Origin of the sequence: Phyllobacterium sophorae (assembly GCF_003010965.1) — a bacterium.
Lineage (GTDB): Bacteria > Pseudomonadota > Alphaproteobacteria > Rhizobiales > Rhizobiaceae > Phyllobacterium > Phyllobacterium sophorae.
In genome coordinates this window covers 43,311-63,924 of record NZ_PGGM01000009.1, presented here as the reverse complement: position 1 = coordinate 63,924, position 20,614 = coordinate 43,311, and the positions used below count along the sequence as shown (strand labels likewise).

Annotated in this window: 16 protein-coding genes; 13 read left to right on the top strand and 3 right to left on the bottom strand. The window is 58.1% G+C overall.

The features are described 5' to 3' along the window. Window positions 1-82 precede the first annotated feature (82 nt). Window positions 83-751 (bottom strand): GntR family transcriptional regulator, encoded by a 669-nt coding sequence (locus CU103_RS18705; protein WP_106665563.1) that lies wholly within the window; start codon window positions 749-751, stop codon window positions 83-85. Between the two features lie 217 nt (window positions 752-968). On the opposite strand from CU103_RS18705, the gene CU103_RS18700 reads away from it, so the two are divergent. From CU103_RS18700 to CU103_RS18675, 6 genes are all read left to right on the top strand, one after another. Further along, window positions 969-1,877: a LysR family transcriptional regulator gene (locus CU103_RS18700; protein ID WP_106665712.1), complete on the top strand. Its 909-nt coding sequence runs from the start codon at window positions 969-971 to the stop codon at window positions 1,875-1,877. Between the two features lie 206 nt (window positions 1,878-2,083). Continuing rightward, a complete protein-coding gene (locus tag CU103_RS18695) occupies window positions 2,084-3,028 on the top strand; it encodes an ABC transporter permease (protein WP_106665711.1) in 945 nt (314 codons plus the stop codon). Beyond that, window positions 3,025-3,843 carry an ABC transporter permease gene (locus tag CU103_RS18690; RefSeq protein WP_106665562.1) on the top strand — a complete coding sequence of 273 codons (819 nt, stop codon included), beginning with the start codon at window positions 3,025-3,027 and terminating at the stop codon, window positions 3,841-3,843. Before CU103_RS18695 ends, CU103_RS18690 begins: the two co-directional genes overlap by 4 nt. Beyond that, entirely contained in the window at window positions 3,840-5,519 is a 1,680-nt protein-coding gene (locus CU103_RS18685) for an ABC transporter ATP-binding protein (RefSeq protein ID WP_106665561.1), read from the top strand. The genes CU103_RS18690 and CU103_RS18685 overlap by 4 nt, the downstream gene beginning before the upstream one ends. Continuing rightward, the gene (locus CU103_RS18680; protein WP_106665560.1) at window positions 5,516-7,060 is read left to right on the top strand and encodes an ABC transporter substrate-binding protein; all 1,545 of its coding nucleotides are present in this window, start codon (window positions 5,516-5,518) and stop codon (window positions 7,058-7,060) included. The genes CU103_RS18685 and CU103_RS18680 overlap by 4 nt, the downstream gene beginning before the upstream one ends. Window positions 7,061-7,123: 63 nt before the next feature. Then, window positions 7,124-8,563 carry a M20 family metallopeptidase gene (locus CU103_RS18675; protein WP_106665710.1) on the top strand — a complete coding sequence of 480 codons (1,440 nt, stop codon included), beginning with the start codon at window positions 7,124-7,126 and terminating at the stop codon, window positions 8,561-8,563. A 9-nt stretch (window positions 8,564-8,572) separates the two neighbouring features. On the opposite strand, the gene CU103_RS18670 is transcribed toward CU103_RS18675, so the two are convergent. After that, window positions 8,573-9,493: a helix-turn-helix domain-containing protein gene (locus tag CU103_RS18670; RefSeq protein ID WP_106665559.1), complete on the bottom strand. Its 921-nt coding sequence runs from the start codon at window positions 9,491-9,493 to the stop codon at window positions 8,573-8,575. An 86-nt stretch (window positions 9,494-9,579) separates the two neighbouring features. Here CU103_RS18670 and CU103_RS18665 point away from each other — a divergent pair, with 86 nt between their 5' ends. The 5 genes from CU103_RS18665 to CU103_RS18645 all read left to right on the top strand — a co-directional run bounded on the left by CU103_RS18665 (window position 9,580) and on the right by CU103_RS18645 (window position 15,795). Then, window positions 9,580-10,860, top strand: coding sequence for an ABC transporter substrate-binding protein (locus tag CU103_RS18665; protein WP_106665558.1), 1,281 nt, complete (start codon window positions 9,580-9,582; stop codon window positions 10,858-10,860). Between the two features lie 68 nt (window positions 10,861-10,928). After that, window positions 10,929-11,792, top strand: a complete 864-nt coding sequence (locus tag CU103_RS18660; RefSeq protein WP_106665557.1) for a carbohydrate ABC transporter permease — start codon at window positions 10,929-10,931, stop codon at window positions 11,790-11,792. After that, a complete protein-coding gene (locus CU103_RS18655; RefSeq protein ID WP_106665556.1) occupies window positions 11,789-12,625 on the top strand; it encodes a carbohydrate ABC transporter permease in 837 nt (278 codons plus the stop codon). Before CU103_RS18660 ends, CU103_RS18655 begins: the two co-directional genes overlap by 4 nt. A 14-nt stretch (window positions 12,626-12,639) precedes the next feature. After that, on the top strand, window positions 12,640-13,728 hold the full coding sequence (locus CU103_RS18650) for an ABC transporter ATP-binding protein (RefSeq protein ID WP_106665555.1): 1,089 nt from the start codon (window positions 12,640-12,642) through the stop codon (window positions 13,726-13,728). A gap of 60 nt (window positions 13,729-13,788) precedes the next feature. Beyond that, complete coding sequence (locus CU103_RS18645) at window positions 13,789-15,795, top strand: aldo/keto reductase (RefSeq protein WP_106665554.1); 2,007 nt, start codon at window positions 13,789-13,791, stop codon at window positions 15,793-15,795. Window positions 15,796-15,812: 17 nt separating this feature from the next. Here CU103_RS18645 and CU103_RS18640 read toward each other — a convergent pair whose 3' ends face one another. Then, complete coding sequence (locus CU103_RS18640) at window positions 15,813-16,685, bottom strand: AraC family transcriptional regulator (protein ID WP_106665553.1); 873 nt, start codon at window positions 16,683-16,685, stop codon at window positions 15,813-15,815. A 241-nt stretch (window positions 16,686-16,926) separates the two neighbouring features. On the opposite strand from CU103_RS18640, the gene melA reads away from it, so the two are divergent. Both melA and CU103_RS18630 read left to right on the top strand, forming a co-directional pair. Then, a complete protein-coding gene (gene melA / locus CU103_RS18635) occupies window positions 16,927-18,399 on the top strand; it encodes an alpha-glucosidase/alpha-galactosidase (protein ID WP_106665709.1) in 1,473 nt (490 codons plus the stop codon). 120 nt (window positions 18,400-18,519) lie between these two features. Continuing rightward, window positions 18,520-20,595 (top strand): ABC transporter substrate-binding protein, encoded by a 2,076-nt coding sequence (locus tag CU103_RS18630; RefSeq protein ID WP_106665552.1) that lies wholly within the window; start codon window positions 18,520-18,522, stop codon window positions 20,593-20,595. Window positions 20,596-20,614: the final 19 nt, after the last annotated feature.

Sequence of the window (20,614 nt, the reverse complement as noted above, 5' to 3'; positions counted from 1 at the left end):
TGGCTCTTGCTTCGTGCTGGAAATTGCGCGAGGGCGGGTAGCGAATAATCCCGCACCTGGCCTTCTCACCCGCAGGCGGCCGTCAACCGACGATAGCAAAAGCGTCCCGTGTCGATCCTGTGGCGCTTTTGACAGGTTTTTGCCCGATCCATTGGACGTGGCGTTCGAGCACTACGACGGCATTGTCAATATTGCCCTGGCGCAGAAAACCCAGGATCGCGCGATGGTCGTGATCCGTGCGCACTTCCCAATCGGAACGCCAGGCCGAAAACAGGAAGCGCGCGCTGACCGAATGCAGATCATCGATCGCCGCAAGCAAACGCGGCATTGCACATGGAACAAGGATCAACCGGTGAAAGCGCCGGTTCGCGTCCTCCCAGGAGCGCACATCCCGCGAATTGTCCCCGGCAACAGTTGCTTCTTCGGCCTCATCCAGAATCGACGCCGTCAAATGCGGCGCCGCCTGTCTTAGTGCAAGTCCTTCGAGCTCCGCACGCATGAGCGCAACTTCCCGCACTTGCTTCAGGTCGAAGGAAGCGACGCGTACGCCGCGGCGCGGTTCGCTGACCGCCAGCCCTTGCGCTTCAAGCTTGCGGAACGCCTCGCGGACGGGCACATGGCTCGCTCCGAACTCCTCGGCGATGTGATCCTGGCGCAGTTTCGTCCCCGGTTCCAGTTGCCCGGTTACGATCCTGTCAGCAAGGATGCGGCTGATGCGGCTGGCGATTGTATCTTCATTCGTTGCGGTCATGTTTTATAGATATTTTGCTTCCGGGAGACTGTCGAGCCCGGCCCAATCTTTTCCGCATATAACGCCGGACGCTGCCTTCGGGCGCGATTTGGAGCGTACCGGCGATTTGAGCTTCCGCAAAATCCTTTGCAAAAATCGATTTCGATTCCCGAGGTAATGCGCTAGCTCTCGGAAGCTGCAGTGGATGATCGAAATTCAATCATCAAAAAGGAAACCCATGAATTTCAGACAACTCGAAGTTCTCCGGACCCTGCTCGTCACCGGCTCGACGACGGCAACGGCACGGGCGATGGGTCTCAGCCAGTCAGGTGTCAGCCGCCTGCTGCAGCAGCTTGAATCCGATTTGTCGCTGCAATTGTTCGCGCGGGACAAGGGCCGGCTCATCCCAACGCCGGAAGCGGAAAAACTGGCCTATGATGCCGATCTTGTCCTCGCCAGCATCGATCGTTTCAGCAACCTCGCACAGGACCTGCGCAGCGGGGCGGTCGGTCCGGAATCCGTGCGTATCGCCTTGCCTCACAGCCTTGCCGACCATCTGACGCCGGCACTGCTCGCCGACTTCGACAAGGCTTTTCCGCGGGTGCGCATCGAGACTTTTTTCGACACCTCCATGCGCATTACCCGCCTGGTGGAGCAGCGAACAGTCGATTTCGGCTTCCTGCGTTACGAGGGTCCGCAAAGCGCCGGGGTTGAACTGGACAAGATTGCGAGCGGACGCAAAGTCTGTGTCATTCCCAAATGGCACGCTCTGGCGGACCTCGCAACGATCACGCCAAAGGATTTGCGTGGCGTTCCCCTGATCCTTATCGGTCGCAACCGGCCAAACCGCATGAAACTGGATGAAGTTTTCCGGCGTGCGGGCGTACCGCAGAATGTGAAGATCGAAACGCACAGCAACAATTCAGCCTTTGCCTTTGCGGCACATGGTCTTGGTGTTGCGATCATCAGCAGCTTCTTTGCCAATCTCAGCAAGGACCCTGAAGTGGTCGTCCGGCCCTTTGACCCGCCCCTGACACAGGAGTTCGGTCTCGCCAAGGCTGCTGGTGTTCCGCTCTCCATTGCAGCGGATGCTTTGATCAAGCGTTTGAAACAAATGCTGATTTCCATGGAACACGATACCGCCTGACGGATAAGGGCAGGCGCGAGACGCGGCCCGTGGGATGCCACTCCCTGCGCCGCTTGTCAGAACCTACGCGCATACTCCTATGACGTTTACTCATAATATTGCGCGATCTTCTCACATATGCTCATAGATAGGGCTCAAACAGGCCAAGCGGCGGCGCTGCTCACGACAATGAGATGCGCCGTTCAAAAGAGCAGATTGGGAACCCGGTGTTAAAATTCATTCTCAGCAGAATGCTGATGGCCGTGCCGACAATCGTCATCGTGGCAATCACGGTTTTCACACTTATCCGGCTCATACCAGGTGATCCGGCAGCACTGATGCTCGGTGACCTGGCGGAGCCGCAGCAGGTCGCGGCGTTGCGCTCGTCATTGGGTCTCGATCAGAGTATCCCGGTCCAGTTCATGATCTGGGCCGGCAATCTGTTCTCAGGCGATTTCGGCAAGTCGATCGTCACGGGTGAGCCCGTCCTGCATCTCGTGCTGTCGCGGTTCGCAATCAGCGCCCAGATCGTCGTGCTTGCAGTTTTTATCGCCAGCCTTGTTGCCGTACCGGCCGGCGTCATTGCCGCCTGGAAGCAGAACAGCCTGACCGATCTTGCGCTTGTCGGTACCGCGACTGTGCTTCTCTCCATTCCAACCTTCTGGCTCGGCCTGCTGCTATTGCTGTTTTTCGGTTTGAAGCTCGGCTGGGTACCTGTCCTTGGCTATGTTTCGGTGACAACCGACTGGAAAGCCGGGCTCATCTACATGGCGCTGCCGGTCGCGACGCTGTTCATCCATGAAATGGGTGTGCTCATTCGCATGGCGCGCGCCTCCACGCTCGAAGTGCTGCGGCTCGACTATATCACCCATGCCCGCGCCAAGGGGCTTTCCGAACAGGCTGTGCTGTGGCGTCACGCCTTCAAGAACGCATTTGGTCCCACCTGGACGATGATCGGCCTGATCCTCGGCAATCTGCTCGGCGGCATCGCGGTCATCGAGACCGTGTTCTCGATCCCCGGCCTTGGCAGGCTTCTCGTCGACAGCATCTTTCAGCGGGACTACCCGGTTATTCAAGGCTGCCTGCTGCTTGTCGCCTTCGCCTATGTACTGGTCAATCTGATGGTCGACCTTCTGTATCCACTCTTCGATCCGCGAGTGACAGCAGAATGAACCGCTTCACATTCAACGGTGTCATCGGCGGCACCATCATCGCCCTGCTGTTCGTGGTCGCGGCCACCGGCCTGTTGTGGACGCCGTTCGACCCGATGACGCTGAGCTTCACAGCCAGGCTCGCGCCGCCAAGCGGGTTGCATCTGCTGGGAACCGACGAGTTCGGCCGTGACGTTTTGAGCCGTATCATGGTGGGCGCCAGGGCCAGCGTATGGATCGGCGTGGCCACGGTATGCTTTGCCGTTGTCGCCGGCACATTGATCGGCCTGCTCAGCGGCTATGCCCGAGGCTGGATCGACAGCGTCATCATGGCGTTCAACAATGCGCTGCTTGCCTTCCCCGGAATTCTCCTGGCGCTTGGTCTTCTCGCAGTTTTCGGTGCAAACCAGTATGGCATCATCTTCGCACTGGGCATCGCCTACACGCCCTCCATGGCACGCATCGTGCGTGGTGCCGTGCTGTCGCTGCGCGAAAAGGAATTCATCGAAGCGTCGAAAATCATGGGCAACAGCGAATTTTACACGATGTTCCGCCATGTCCTGCCCAACTGCCTCGCGCCGATCACCGTGCTTGGCACATCCATGTTCGGCTGGGCGATCCTGTCGGAAAGCGCCCTGAGTTTCCTTGGCCTTGGCGTACCACCTCCTGCGCCGACATGGGGCAATATGCTTGCCGCGGGCCGGCCGTTCATCGAGCAGGCTGCCTGGCTGGGCTTCTTTCCAGGCCTCTGCATTGCCTTGACCCTCCTCGGCATCAACCTGCTTGGCGATGCGCTGCGTGACAAGCTCGATCCCCGCATGAAAGGTCTGAAATGAGCGATCAAAAGCAGCAGCTCCTCAGCGTTCGCGATCTTTCGCTCAGCGTCGCCCATAGCGGAACCTCTGTCGTCAAGAACGTCAGCTTCGACGTCGCACCGGGTGAAATCGTCGGGATCGTCGGTGAATCCGGTTCGGGCAAGACGCTGGCGACGCGCGCCATCATTGCCCTCATTCCCCCCGGCATCCGTCATGCGGGCGGCTCCATATTCTACAAGGGAAAGGATGTCCTCAAGGCCAAGGATGGAGCGCTGCGTCAATTGCGCGGCGGCGAAATCGGTGTGGTCTTCCAGGAGCCGATGACATCGCTCAACCCATCGATGACAATTGGCCGGCAGCTCGAAGAAGGACTTGTCCTCCACAAGAAGCAGGGCCCCTCCGAGCGCCGGGAGAACATTCTTCGCATGTTGACCCGTGTCGGCCTCAAGGACCCTGCTGGTGCGCTGGCCGCCTATCCGCATGAGTTTTCGGGCGGCATGCGGCAGCGGATCATGCTGGCGTCGGTCATGCTTTTGAAGCCAGCCTTGCTGATCGCGGATGAACCAACCACCGCCCTTGACGCGGTAATCCAGCGCGATGTCATGGAGTTGATGGTGGAACTGACCCGTGCCGAAGGCACTGCGGTTCTGCTGATCAGTCACGACCTGCCCATGGTTGCCCGCTACACCAACCGCTTCGTCGTGATGGAACGCGGCGTTGTCGTCGAGCAGGGTACGACAGGGGAAATCCTCACCAGGCCCGCACATCCCTATACGCGCAAGCTCCTGTCTTCCCTGCCTTTCCGCGGCGATGTGCGTTGCATCGACAAGGTGAAGGCGCCGATGGTCTCGGCCCGGGATATCATCGTCGATTTTCCCGGACGCAAAAGCCTGTTCAAGAAGGGCTTGGCCAAGCGGGCATTGCATGGCGTCAGTGTCGATATCCACGTCGGCGAAGTGGTCGCTCTGGTTGGCGGCTCGGGTTCCGGCAAAACGACGCTTGGGCGCACAATCGCCGGGCTGGTGCAGGAAAGCAGCGGTGAAATTCTCTTCCAGGGCAAGAGCCGCAAGAGCGACTGGTTCGACTATCGCATGAACTGCCAGATGGTGTTCCAGGACCCCTATTCCTCGCTTGATCCGCGCATGACTATCTTCGCGCTCGTGGAGGAAGCCTTGCGGCTTGTTCCTGATCTTACCGCCACGGAAAAGAAGAAGCGCGCGCTCGATACACTCGAAGAAGTGGGGCTCGGCGGTAATTTTGCCGATCGCTATCCGCATCAGTTGTCCGGAGGCCAGCGCCAGCGTGTGGCAATCGCCCGTGCGATCGCCCGCCGGCCCAAATTCCTGATTGCCGACGAGCCGGTCTCCGCCCTCGACGTCACCGTGCGGGCGCAAGTGCTGGAGCTCTTTTCGAATCTGCAGAAGCGTTACGGTTTCTCCTGCCTGTTCATCAGCCATGATCTTGGCGTGGTCGAACAGGTCTCCGACCGCGTGATTGTCATGCAGGACGGCCGGATCGTTGAACAGGGTGATCGCGACACGATCTTCGACAATCCGAAGAACGCCTATACGCGCAAACTGCTCTCGGCGATTCCGGCGCTCGATCTCAACGGCAGCGGCGGCGTCGCGCTGAAATGGCGTCTCGACCCCCGAGACGACGAAATTCCGAACAACCAAACAAGAAGAGTGGAACCATGAAAAAAATACTTCTCGCAGGAACGATCGTCATGACGGCTCTCGGTATTGCCGAAGCGCGTGAGATCAATGTCGCGCAGAGCTCCGATATCCGCAGCAATGTGCCCGGCGTCAACCGTGACGGCAATACGGACTCCGTGATCTTTCATCTCGTCGAAGGTCTCGTGGGCTACACCGAAAACGGCGATGTCAAGCCGCTCCTCGCCGAGTCCGTAGCAGTCTCGGAAGACGGGCTCACTTACACATTCAAGCTGCGCGACAACGTCAAATTCCACAATGGCGCTGCACTGACCGCTGAAGATGTGGTCTGGAACTGGAACCGCTATATGGCGGAAGACACCAAATGGACCTGCCGTGCCGATTTTGACGGCAGCCGGGCGGTGAAGGTGACCGGTATTGAAGCAACCGATGTCCGCACGCTGACCATGAAGATCACTGCACCTTCCGCCGTTTTCCTGGGCCTCATGGCTCGTCCGGAATGCGGCTACACCGGCATCATCAGTCCGAAATCCATCGCGGCGGATGGCACCTTCATCGCCCCCATTGGCACCGGCCCCTTTAAATGGGGTGAGTGGAAACGCGGGGAGTACGTCCGCTTGATCAAGTTTGACGACTATGTGTCGCCGCCCAATGATGGCAAGCCCGACGGCATGGTGGGATCCAAGCGGCCACTGGTGGACGGCGTCAAGTTTTCCGCGATTCCGGATGCATCGACCGTCAAGGCCGGCCTCCAGTCCGGTGCGCTCGACGCTGCCGAAGTGTCGGCGGACCTGGTGGCCGAATTCAAGGACAATGCGGCCGTTCAGCTGATCATGCAGCGCAACAATGGCAAAAATCTTCTCTACATCCAGACCCGCGATCCGGTCCTGAGCAAGCCCGGCGTGCGCCGCGCCATGGCTGAGGCGCTCGACCTCGACCAGCTTGTCGCGGCAGTGTCGAACGGAACCGGCGCTGTGAATCCCTCGATGGTTTCAATGGACTCCATCTACTACTCGGACGTCCAGAAGAAAAAGATCACCACGGACCTGGAAAAGGCCAAGGCAGACCTGGCCGAATCCGGCTACAACGGCGAGCCGATCACGATCATCGCCAACAAGCGCGGCAATGTACCAAGCTATCCGGCCGCTGTGGTTGCCCAAGCAATGATGCAGCAGGTCGGCCTCAATGTGCAGATCGAGGTTCTCGATTACGCAACACAGGTGGATCGCCGCCGCAGCGGCAAGTACCAGGTGATATCCCAGTCGGTTACCCCTCGCCTCGACCCCGCGCTGATGTATAGCTTCTACGTCGGCAGCAAGGACAAGAATGCCTCGCTGATGTGGGACAATCCAAAGGCGATCGAACTGATGGAATCCGCCTACAAGGAAGCCGACCAGAGCAAGCGCCAGGCGATCTTCGACCAGTTCCACGAATTGATGCTCGAAGATGTGCCCGGCATCTTCCTGTACGACCTCATCGACATCTGGGGCGCATCGAAGAAGCTGCATGGCACGCCCGTGTGGCAATCGAATGTACGCGTTTGGGAAGTTTCTCTCGACAATTAACAGGCAAGCATTCCTCCCGGGCCGAGCAAGCGCGGGAGAACCATGCCCAAGAAGGAAAAAATGATGCATATCAAGCCATCCGTTGCAGCCATCGCTGCGGCCGTCGACCGGCTGCAGCCCGAATTTGCTGCGATGAGCGACGCGATCTGGGACTATGCGGAGCTGAGTTTTGCCGAGCACCAATCCGCGAAGACACAGATTTCAATGCTGGAACACCACGGCTTTGGTATTCAACGCAACGTGGCGGATATTGAGACTGCCTTTATCGGCGAGGCCGGCAGCGGCAAGCCGGTCATTGCCTTCCTGGGTGAATTCGACGCCCTGGCCGGCCTTAGCCAGCAAGCCGGGATCGCCCAGGAAGCACCGGTAACTCCAGGTGCAACCGGCCATGGCTGCGGGCACAATCTGCTCGGGACTGGTTCGATGCTGGCGGCCGTGGCGCTTGCTGGCCACCTCAAGGCCAACAATCTACCAGGCACCATACGCTACTACGGCTGCCCGGGCGAAGAAGGCGGATCAGGCAAGACATTTATGGCCCGCGCAGGCGCCTTCGACGACGTCGATACGGCTCTGACCTGGCATCCAGCGCCGTTCAATGGCGTGCGCTCAACCAATAATCTCGCGGTCCTTGAAATCTACTACCGCTTCAAGGGAATCGCCGCCCATGCCTCCAACGGCGCGCATCTCGGCCGCAGCGCGCTTGATGCACTTGAACTGATGAATGTTGGCGTCAATTTCCTGCGGGAGCACATGCCGCAGGATTGCCGTGTGCACTATGCAATCACCGATGCGGGAGGCAAGGCGGCAAATGTCGTGCAATCGCGTACGGAAGCGCTTTACCTGGTACGCGCGCCGGAAATGCCGACAGCGCTGGAACTCGCAAGCCGCGTCGATCGCATCGCCAAGGGCGCTGCAATGATGACCGATACGCAAGTTGAGATTGTCTTCGACCGCGCAGCCACCAACCTTCTGCCGAATATCGCACTCGAAAGCGCGATCCACGCCAATATGGTGCAACTTGGGCCCGTACCCTTCGATAAGGCGGATATCGCCTTCGCAAAGCAGATCCAGGATACGCTGACGCAGGAAGCCATCAAGAGCAGCGTGAAACTTTACCAGGTCAAATCCGACGTCTTCCTCAACAGCAAGGCGGATGGATCAACGCCGCTGCATCTGGGCCTGCGTGACTTCGAAGGTGAATCGCATTTCCGTGCCGGATCGACCGATGTCGGCGATGTGAGCTGGGTCACACCAACAGCGCAGTGCTGGGCGCCGGCATGGGCCATCGGCACTGCGCCGCACACATGGCAGGTGGTTGCGCAGGGTAAGAGCCCGGCGGCACACAAGGCCTTTGCCCACGCGGCAAAATCGCTGGCAGCCACAGGTCTCGATCTCATCCTCAATCCCGAACTTTTGGCAAGCGCCAAGGCCGAGTGGCTAGAGAAAACCGAAGGCCGGCCCTACCAGTGCCCCATTCCGCCACATGTCGGGCCCAAACTATGATGGCAATTCCTAGAGGGAAACGGTTGACGTTCGACCCGGCTGCAGCACATTGCGCATGTCGCGGCGGAAGTCGGATGGCGACATGCCGGCAATATTGCGAAATGACTTGTTGAAAGCGCTGAGCGAACCAAATCCGCTGTCCATGGCCACCTGCAGCACATTGACTTCATCTTTGAGCAGCATCGCCTGGGCATAGGAGAGGCGCAGCAGACTCACATAGCTGTTGAGTGTCATGCCGGTTGATTTCTTGAAAACGCTCATTGCATATTTGGGATGCAGATTGACCGATAGCGATATGTCTGCCGAATCAATCTCCTGCAAGAAGTTGGCCGCGATGAAATCGCACATGCGGGCAACCGCGCGCGACGATTGCTGGCTTGACTGATCGATGCAGGGCGTGTCCCTGCTTTCGGGGACCATGTGAAACGGCTCGAAACACACACGTTCGATGCGAAGCAGCAACTCGCTCACCGCATGCTCGACCTTGGCCGGATCACCGGAGCGGACGTAACGGAACCATCGGGCAAAATTTTCGGCGTCTGCCGCGTCGGTGGCCGAGGTCACCAATGTCTGTCCCTGCATCAGGCGGCTCGGCACCGTCTCCGGCAAACGCATGCGGAAGAAATGGACGAGCGGCAGATGCGCCCCGGCATAGATCGAATCGTCGGAAGAATCGTCCATCTGATGCGGCTGGCCGCCCCAGAACAGGCACATATCTCCAGCGTTCAGGCGAATCGCGTGGTCGTTCATGCGATAATGAACGGAGCCGCGGACGATATAATTGACTTCCACCTGGGCATGCCAATGCGGCATGGCCATCACCGGCGGGTGGTTATGAAACATCTGCAAGGCAGTTGGCATCCCCTCGACGCTGCTTGCACCCGGCTGGTAAATCGGCCGTTCACCCATCTTACTTTCCGCCCATTTCATGTTCCCTTTGTAGGAGACAGACGCTCCCTTGTGGTTAGTCTAGCCACGTTCGCAAAGAACGAGCAATTGAAAAGGGAGGATTTTCAATGCGCTTTATATCTCTTGGCGCGACAGCGCTCGCCGTAACACTGAGCCTGAGCTCCTTACCGGCATTTGCCCAATCGGGCGAACTGACCATCTGGAGCTGGAATGTCGCTGCTTCATCGCTGAAGTCGACGTTGGAAGGTTTCAACAAACAGTTTCCCGATATCAAGGTCAACGTAATCGATCTTGGCAATCACCAGGTTTTCGACAAGACGCTCGCGGCTTGCGCAGCGGGTGGGGATGGCCTGCCTGACATCGTCACCATCGAGAACTTCGAAGCTGAAATATTCTGGAATCGTTTCCCCGAATGCTTCGCCAATCTCAAGGATCTCGGATATACGCCCGAAATTCAGGCCAAATTTCCCGAATTCAAGCGTACCGAGCTGGAAGTCGGGGATGTTGCCTATGCGATGCCGTGGGATTCCGGCCCGGTCGCCGTTTTCTACCGCCGTGACTTCTATGAGAAAGCCGGCGTTGATTCGGCAACGATCAAGACCTGGGACGATTTCATTGCCGCGGGCAAGAAAATCGCTTCGGCCAATCCGGGTGTCGTCATGGCGCAAGCCGATTTCAATGGCGACAGTGAATGGTTCCGCATGATTTCCAACGAGCAGGGATGCGGATACTTCGCCACCGATGGCCAGTCGATCACCATCAACCAGCCCGCATGCGCTGCTGCGCTGGAAAAGATAAAACAGATGAAGGATGCCGGCACGCTGACGGCCGCCATCTGGGATGAGAAAATACAGTCCAATACGGCAGGAACCGTGGCAAGCCAGCTTTATGGCGGCTGGTACGAAGGCTCCATCCGCTCCAATTCGCCCAAGCTGGAAGGCAAATGGGGCGTCTATCTCATGCCAAGCCTCACCGCCGGCGGCCCGCATGCGGCCAATCTCGGCGGATCCTCGCTCGCCATCAGCAACGGCTCCCAGAACAAGGAAGCTGCCTGGACCTACCTGAACTATGCGCTTGGCACGAACGAGGGACAGATTGCCATGCTCAAGAGCTTCGGCCTGGTGCCGTCTTTGCTTGGCGCGGTCAAGGACCCGTTTGTTCTGGAGCCGCAGCCCTATTGGGGTGGACAAGCCGTATGGTCGGAAATCCTCGGAACCTTGCCAAAGATCGTGCCGAGCCGCGGTACGGCATTCCAGAGTGACGCCAACGAAATTTTTAAGGCGACACAAACGAAATATTTCGCAGGCGGCTACCCCGACGCCAAAGCCGCCCTGGATGACGCCGCCAACCAGATCGCATCGGCCACTGGCCTTCCCATTGCCGAATGACCCTCAAACCGGACACGCGACACGGCGTGTCCGGTTTACCCGGCCTTTCGCACTGAGGAGAAGAACTGATGCAATCGTCGCGCAACCGGGCCGCCTACGGGTTTCTTGCCCCCTATCTGTTGATCTTTGCCGTCTTCTGGATTTGGCCGATCATCAGTTCATTTGTGATGTCGTTTCAAAATACGCGCATCAACCCGTGGACCTTCAGCCCCGGCGCGAACTGGGGCCGGCTGTTCTCGGATCCGGCTTTCTACAATGCGCTGAAGAACACGATGATCATCCTGGTCATTCAGGTGCCGGTGATGATTACGCTTGCAACGATCATGGCAGTGCTGCTCAATTCCCCGCTGCTGAAGGCAAAGGGCCTGTTCCGCTTCGCCTTTTTCGCGCCAGTCGTTGTGGGCGAAGTCGCCTACGCCGCGGTGTTCCGGCTCATGTTCAATCTCGATTTCGGCATCGTCAACAAGCTGTTGAATGCCGCCGGCATCCCGTCCATCTCATGGTTTGCCGAAGCCCCGGCGGCAATGGCGCTGCTGATCATCGCCGTGACCTGGCGCTGGGCCGGATACAACGCCATCATCATACTCGCCGGACTTCAGTCAATCCCCGATGATGTTTACGAGGCTGCAACGCTCGACCGCGTCAGCAAGTTGAAGCAGTTCATCTACATTACATTGCCGTTGCTCAGGCCCATCATTCTCTTTTGTGTCGTGCTGTCGATCATCGGTTCCATGCAGCTCTTCACCGAGCCGTTCCTGATCACCAATCGCGGCGGTCCCGGCGGCGGAACGGAAACGCTAGGCCTCTTCCTCTACCGGCAAGGTTTTGCCTCGCTCAACTTCGGCTACGCCTCCGCCATTGCCTATACGATGGCGGCCCTGGCGATTGCAATTTCACTTCTCAATCTCTGGGTGGGGCGCGAACCGAAATGAAATCGAAATCCAGATCAGCATTCATCCGTTCGCTGTCATTGCATGCCGTGCTTATTCCGCTGGCGATCATCTGGCTGTTTCCACTGTGGATGATGTTCGTGTTTGCGACAATGCCCGACTACGGCATTTTCAGCCCGCACATCGAACTGCTGCCGTCGACGCATTTCGCCGAGAATCTCGGCAACCTTCAGGCGGATACCGACTTCATACGCGCACTGATGATCTCCCTTAGCGTCGCGATGATCTACACGTTCCTGTCGGTCCTGCTTACAGCGATGGCCGGCTGGGCACTCGCACGCTACCAGTTCCTCGGCAAGTCACTGGTCATCGGCATCATCCTCGGCACCATCACCCTGCCCTATTTTGTCGTGGTCATCCCGCAATTCATCATGGTGGCGCGTGAATTCAGACTGGCCAATACCTGGGTTGCGCTCATCGTGCCGCCATTGTTCAACTCGCTCGGCGTATTGTTCATGCGGCAAGCCTTTTCGATGATGCCGTCAGAGCTGTTTGATGCCGCGCGCGTCGAAGGTGTCAAGGAATGGCAGATCTTCCTGCGCATTGCGCTGCCGCTGGCCCGGCCGACCATGGCTGCACTGGCCATCATCCTCTTTCTCCATTCCTGGAACAACTATCTCTGGCCGCTGCTGATCAATTCGCGGCCCGGCATGATGACGGCACCAGTCGCGCTCGGAACGCTCATCGGTCTCACCAAGGTTTCCTGGGGCGGCATCATGGCAGGGGCGGTATTGCTCACCGCGCCGATCCTTGTCGTCTTCATCCTCTTGCAGCGCCACTTCATTGCCGGCATCGCCGCCGGCGCGATCAAATAACCGGAGAACGCCGCATGGCTGAACTTTCGCTCAAGGGTGTCGTCAAACGTTACGGCTCCTATGAAATCATCCGCAACGCCAGTCTCGATGTCGCCGATGGCGAGTTCGTGGTGTTTGTCGGTCCATCCGGCTGCGGCAAGTCCACATTGCTGCGCATGATCGCCGGCCTTGAACATATAACCGACGGAGAAATCCGCATTGGCAGCACTGTCGTCAATGATGTCGAGCCGGCGGACCGCGGCATCGCCATGGTATTCCAATCCTACGCGCTCTATCCGCACATGACCGTCGAAGAGAACCTGGCCTTTGGCCTGCGCATGACCGGCAACCCCAAGGTCGATACGCAGCGCCGTGTCCAACGCGTCGCCGACATTCTGCAGATCAGGGAATTGATGAAACGCCGCCCCAAGCAGCTTTCCGGCGGCCAGCGTCAGCGCGTCGCCATTGGGCGCGCCATCGTGCGTGAACCGCAAGTTTTCCTGTTCGACGAGCCGCTTTCAAATCTCGATGCGGAACTGCGGGTGCAGATGCGGGTCGAAATTTCCCGGCTGCACAAGGAACTGGGGACGACCATGATCTATGTGACGCACGACCAGACCGAGGCCATGACCCTGGCCGACAAGATCGTCGTGCTGCGTGGCGGCAATATCGAGCAGATCGGTGCACCACTCGACCTGTACGACAATCCGGCCAATCAGTTTGTCGCCGGTTTCGTCGGTTCGCCCAAGATGAACTTCATGAGCGCGGAAATTATCGAGGCAACGGACCACAGCGTTACGATCACGCTTTTGAACCAGGGCAACGTCCGGGTCACCCTGCCGGTCGAGAGGCCTCGCGGCGGTAGCGGCGAGCGCGTGACGCTTGGCATCCGGCCGGAGCATTTCGTCAAGGCTGGCCAAGGTGACGCCGACCTCACCATCAAGGTCGATGTCGCCGAACATCTCGGCAATACCAGCTACATCTACGCGAACGTGACGGGCGGTGAACAGATCATCATCGAACGGGAAGAATCCCGCAATGAAACCAACCGCGACCTGCTCACTGTCGCAATCAGATCGAGCCACGCCTTCCTGTTCGACAGCGATGGCAACCGGCTGCGGTAATCAACATCCGGTTCGGCCACCCTCCCAGTGGACGAGAACCAATCCAAAGAGGACATATCCATGAACGAAACGACATCGATCCGCTGGGGCATCATTGGCCCCGGGACCATCGCCCGGACTTTTGCCGATGGCATTGCCCATTCCCGGACCGGCAAGCTGGTTGCCGTTGCTTCGCGCAATCCGGACCGGCCCGGCCTTGCCGATCATTTTCCAGACGCACGCATCGTCAGTGGCTATGAGGCTCTGCTGGACGATACGGAAGTGGATGCCATCTACATTGCGACACCGCATACGGCTCACGCCGAGTGGGCTATCAAGGCGCTCCGCGCCGGCAAGCATGTCCTCGTCGAAAAGCCAATCGGCCTCAGCGCCTTTGCTGCGGAAGCCATCTTTCATGAGGCGAGGAAAGCGGGCAGGTTCGCCGGCGAAGCCTTCATGTACCGCGTTCATCCGCAGACCGTCAAACTGGTCGAGCTGATCAAGAGCGGTGTCATTGGCGATATCCGGATCATCCGGTCGAGCTTTGGCTTCAACATGGGCAGCGTCAAGCCCGACCACCGGCTCTTTTCCAATGAAACCGCGGGCGGCGGCATTCTCGATGTCGGCGGTTATCCAGTGTCCATGGCGCGGCTTATAGCTGGCAGTGTCGACGGAAAGCCCTTTCTTGAGCCAGAATTCGTGTCGGGGGCAGGTCATCTCGGTCAAACGGGTGTGGACGAGTGGGCTTCAGCTGTCCTCAAATTTCCGAATGGCATCGTCGCCGAAGTATCCTGCTCGATCATGGCGGAGCAGGATAACACACTTCGCATCATCGGCTCGCAAGGACGGATCGAGGTCAAGGATTTCTGGTTTGCATCCGGCCACAAAGGGGGCGTGGGCAAGCTCGAACTGTTCGGATCCGGTGGGAAGCATGAAACAATCGAAGTCGAGGAAAGCCGATGGCTCTATTCCTTTGAAGTCGATGCTGCGGGCGACGCCATCCGCGAAGGACGGCAGGAGTTTGCCGCCCCCGGCATGAACTGGGCTGACTCCACCGGCAATCTGCGCGTGCTCGACCAATGGCGGGCCGCGATAGGGCTCGAATATACGGTTGAAAAAGCGGCATTTCGCACCAGGACGATTTCAGGAGACACGCTCAAGCCGGGCAATGGCGTTCCAAAGAGGAGCATTCCCGGCCTTGCAACATCCGCCTCTGTTGTCGCGCTGGGCTTTGAGTTTTTCCCGAATTTTGCGGCGGCTTCGTTGACCCTTGATTCCTTTTACGAGGCAGGCGGCAATCTGTTCGATACGGCTTACATTTACGCTGGAGGAAAGACCGAGGAGATATTCGGCGCTTGGCACACCAGCCGCAATGTTCCGCGCAAGGAGCTCGTCCTCATCGGCAAAGGTGCCCATTCGCCGCTTTGCTATCCGGATGTGATTGGCAAGCAATTGTCCCGGTCGCTTGACCGCCTCAAGACCGACTACGTGGATCTTTATTTCATGCACCGCGACAATACCGACATTCCGGCCGGTGAATTTGTTGACGCCATCGATGCCGAAGTCAGGGCCGGCCGCATCCGGGGACCGTTTGGCGGTTCGAACTGGACGCGCGAACGTATGGATGAGGCAATCGCCTATGCTGAAAAAACCGGGAAAACGCCACCGGGTGCACTATCGAATAATTTTTCGCTGGCCGAAATGCTCGATCCGATCTGGGCTGGCTGTGTGGCAGCGTCGGATGACCGGTGGAAGGCATGGCTCAACAGCGGCCAGATACCGAACTTCGCCTGGTCAAGCCAGGGCCGCGGGTTTTTTACGGACCGTGCTGGCCGCGACAAGCGGGACGATGAAGAACTGGTGCGCGTCTGGTATTCGGAGAAGAATTTCGGGCGGCGTGACAGGGCGATTGAACTCGCCACGAAACTTGGCCGCAATCCAATTCACATCGCGCTTGCCTATGTACTCGCCCAGCCTTTCCCGGTCATTCCGCTCATCGGGCCGCGCACGCTGGGTGAGCTCGAAGACAGTCTGTCGGCTCTCGATATCAAACTCACGCCAGATCAGGTGAAATGGCTGGAAGGTTAGAGCATTCGCATAGCGAATCAGTCCGGCCGCGAATTATCGTCCGGGCTGGTCCGGCTTTTGACGCTGGCATACATGCCCGTGGTACGAAACTCGGTCGGGCTGGCACCGTAGACGCGCCTGAATACTTTTGAAAAATAATTGGCGTCGTCAAAGCCTGTCATGATTGCGACCTCCTTGACCGGCAGAAACGCGGCGTTGGTCAAAAGCTTGGTTGCTCTTTGCATCCGCTTCTGCAGAACGAATTCGGCGGGCGGCAGCCCCTCGCTTTCCGCAAAGACCCGTGAAAAATGTGCGCGGCTCAAACCCGAGACGCCCGCCAGTTCGTCAACGGGAAGCGGTTTGTCGAGGTTGGCACTGATATGGTCAATAACCGGCTGCATGGCCGTCCGCTCATGTTGTGCGACAGGGTGAGAACCGAACACTCCATCGTAGAGCGCCATGGCAGCCTCGTAGGCGATGGACGAAGCCCGGCCGGCCGTCTCCGCATTCTCGATCAGCCGCAAACTGCAATCGGCAAGATGTTCTATGGTCTCTGCCGGCAATCTCAGAACTGGCCCTTGAGCCGCAAGGACGGAGCGATGAATACGCAACGCTTCTTCGCCGTTCATAGAAATCCAGAAATATTCCCAGTGACCGCCCTGCGGCAGCCAATAGCGATGATTGTGCGGCACCAGAACCAGCAGAGTTTCACCCTCGCGCACTTTGTAATTGCGATTTTCATAACGCAGATTGCCTGCGCCGCTGATCGTGTGCTGCAAGACCGTAAAGGGCGTCTGGCCGCGCTTGCGCCCATCCCAGTCATATGTCTCATCCTGGCGGACCTCATAACCCGTACTGGTGGGCATTGTATGCAGCGAATGACGCCCGCGCGGCAGTGATACGGTCTTCATGACCGGTCCGGCAGCAATTAATTTCTGCAGCACAAAATTACCCTCAAAAGCATAATCCCTCTCTATTCGGTCAGGGGAATATACGCATAATACCGGCAAAGAACAGCAAATGAACTGTCAGCGAGAAGTGTCAAAGGAGGGGAAGACAGGAGAATCCTGATCTTTCGAATGGCTTGGCGTTACGGCGTCCAGGGCATGCCTTTCTCACTGCTCCGGCCGGTTCCAGATGATCGAGGTCAGCATGAGCAGTTTCAAGATCGCCATCATTGGCGCAGGCAGCGTGGGTTTCACAAAGAAGCTGTTCACTGACATTCTGTGCGTGCCTGAGTTCCAGGATATCGAATTCGCCTTGACCGACCTGAGCGAACATAACCTCAAGATGATCAAGGCCATCCTGGATCGCATCGTCGAGGCAAACAAGCTGCCGACGCGGGTTACCGCGACGACAAACCGGCGCAAGGCGATCGAAGGCGCGCGCTATATCATCAGCTGCGTGCGCGTAGGCGGACTTGAAGCCTATGCCGACGATATCCGCATCCCTTTGAAATACGGCATCGACCAATGCGTGGGTGACACGATCTGTGCCGGCGGGATCCTCTACGGGCAGCGCAATATCCCCGTCATCCTCGACTTCTGCAAGGATATCCGCGAAGTGGCGGAGCCTGGCGCGAGGTTGCTCAATTATGCCAATCCCATGGCCATGAATACCTGGGCTGCCATTGAATACGGCAAAGTCGATACGGTCGGCCTCTGCCACGGCGTCCAGCACGGTGCAGAGCAGATCGCCAATATTCTCGGCGCACAGTCGAAAGAGGAACTCGACTACATCTGTTCCGGCATCAATCATCAGACATGGTTTGTCGATCTGCGGCTGCGCGGCCGCAAAATTGGCAAGGATGAACTTGTCGCGGCATTCGAGGCCCACCCCGTCTATTCCCAGCAGGAAAAGCTGCGCATCGATGTACTGAAGCGTTTCGGCGTCTATTCCACCGAGAGCAACGGCCATCTTTCGGAATACCTTCCCTGGTACCGCAAGCGGCCGGAAGAAATCGCCAAATGGATCGACATGTCCGACTGGATCCATGGCGAGACGGGCGGCTATCTGCGCTACTCGACCGAAACTCGCAACTGGTTTGAAACCGAATTTCCGCAGTTTCTTGAAGCTGCCGCCAAACCCATCGATCCGGGCCGCCGCTCCAACGAACATGCAAGCCATATTCTGGAGGCACTGGAAACCGGACGGATCTATCGCGGCCATTTCAACACGAAGAACACTGGCATCATCACCAATCTGCCCGCCGATGCGATCATTGAATCGCCGGGCTTTGTCGACCGTTTCGGTATCAATATGGTCTCCGGTATCACGCTGCCGGAAGCGTGCGCCGCAACGTGCATTTCATCCATAAATGTGCAGCGCATGGCGGTGCACGCCGCAGTCGAGGGCGATATTGATCTCCTTAAACTCGCTGTCCTGCATGATCCGCTGGCTGGCGCGGTGTGCACACCGGAGGAAGTCTGGCAGATGGTCGATGAGATGATCGTCGCCCAGGCACAGTGGCTGCCACAATATGCGCACGCAATCGACGGTGCAAAGGAGCGCCTGCGCCACAAGACCGTCGCGACGCGCGAATGGACGGGCGTAGCCAGCCGTTCAGTGCGTTCCATTGAAGAATTGAGAGCAGAAAAGGCGACCGCGAAACAGGCGGCGGGCTAGGACCGCCAGTCTGTTTTCCCCGTCTTGGAGGAGACGCGCCGGAATGCAGAGAAGCGGCGGCGAATGCTGCCGGGAGGAGTGGTCCGGTGAAAACCGGCCAGAAGCACAGAGGGAGAGACGATGAGCCATTTTCGCTATTGGAGCAAATTAGCCGTTGGCGTGTCGATGCTGGCCTTTCCGGCCCTTGCATCAGAGCCCACCGTTCCGCCAGAGCCAGCGGAATTCAAGGCGCAGGCCCCTATCACCTATGTTCCGCGCGATTCAATTCTCGAATTCAAGAGTCTTCCCGAGTACCACGAGCCGGAATGGGTGACGGAGAAATTTGTCAAAACGGGCGGGCTTCCGTCCGTCAAAGACCGCCTCCCCAAGAAGCCCCTGGTCTTCAAGACCGGAAACATGCCTGACGGAATCGGCGTTTATGGCGACACACTTCGTCATGTCATTGGCGGGCGTCCCGAAGGCTGGAACTACAGTGCCGGTCAATCCCAGGGCTGGGGCGGTATCGACATCGCCATGTCGGAATGCCTTACCCGCACTGCTCCACTTTTCCAGGTGGAGGCCAAGGATATAGAGCCGTTGCCGAACCTTGCGAAGGCTTGGGAGTGGTCGGCGGATGGCCATAAACTTACGATGCATCTTATCGAAGGTGCGAAATGGTCCGATGGAGATGCATTCGATGCCGATGACGTCATGTTCTTCTGGGAAGACAATGTTCTCGATCCGAATGTTTCACCGTTGAATGGAGCAACACAGGAGAGTTTTGGCCCAGGGACGACACTCACGAAGATCGATGCCTACACTGTTGAGTGGACTTTCAAAGAGGCTTTTCCCCGTCAGTATCTCTACGCCATGGCCTATGGCACGTTCTGCCCCGGGCCTTCGCACATCCTGAAGACAAAACATCCCAAATATGCGCAAACAACCTACGACCAGTACAAGAACGGCTTCCCTCCCGAGTATATGAATATTCCGGTCATGGGCGCCTGGGTTCCCGTGGAATACCGGCCCGATGACATTATCGTGCTGCGCCGCAACCCTTACTACTGGAAGGTGGACGAAGACGGTAATCAGCTGCCTTACATCAACGAACTGCACTACAAATTGTCCACCTGGGGCGATCGCGATGTGCAGGCCGTGGCCGGTTCGGGCGATTTTTCCAACCTCGAGCAGCCAGAGAATTTCGTGGAATCCCTCAAGCGCGCCGCCCAGGACAATGCTCCGGCCCGTCTGGCGTTCGGGCCTCGCCTCATCGGCTACAATCTCTACATGAATTTTTCCGGCAACGGCTGGGGCCAGCCCGACGCACGCGGCCAGGCCATTCGCGAGCTCAATCGCAACGAGCACTTCCGCAAGGCGGTGACAATGGCGATCGACAGGAAGCGGCTTTCGGAGTCACTGGTCAAGGGACCGTTCACGGCGATCTATCCGGGCGGCATTTCCTCTGGCACAAGCTTCTACGACCGGCAATCCACGGTCTACTATCCGTTCGACCTGGAAGGCGCCAAGGCGGAAGTTGCAAACGCGGGACTGAAGGATACGGACGGCAACGGCATTGTGAATTTTCCGGCTGACAAGGCGGGCGGAAAGGATGTCGAGATCACGCTTCTCGTCAACAATGGCTACAACACCGACAAAAACCTTGCCGAAGGAGTCATTGGCCAGCTGGAAAAACTTGGTCTGCGCGTCATCATCAATGCCCTCGACAGCAATCAGCGCGATGCCGCAAATTATGGCGGGCGTTTCGACTGGATGATCATGCGCCATCATGCGGAACTTGCATCGGTCGTGCAGAATACGGAACAGCTGGCACCAACCGGCCCGCGCACCAGCTGGCATCACCGCGCACCTGAGGGTGGTCAGCTCGATTTGATGCCCTTCGAGCAGCAACTCGTCGACGTCGTGAACAAGTTCATTTCAAGCCAGGACAAGGACGAACGTGCGGAACTGATGAAGCAGTACCAGAAGATCTACACCGCCAATGTCAACACGATTGGCCTGACCGAATATTCCGGCGCCCTGATCATCAACAAGCGCTTTTCCAATATACCATCCGGCGCTCCGATCTTCATGTTCAACTGGGCGGAAGATACGATCATTCGCGAGCGTGTTTTCGTCAAGGCCGACAAACAGGGTGATTATGAATTGTTCCCCGAACAGCTGCCGGGAAAGCCGGGCGGCAATGGTCCTATGAACTGAGCCTCCCAAGCCTGACTTT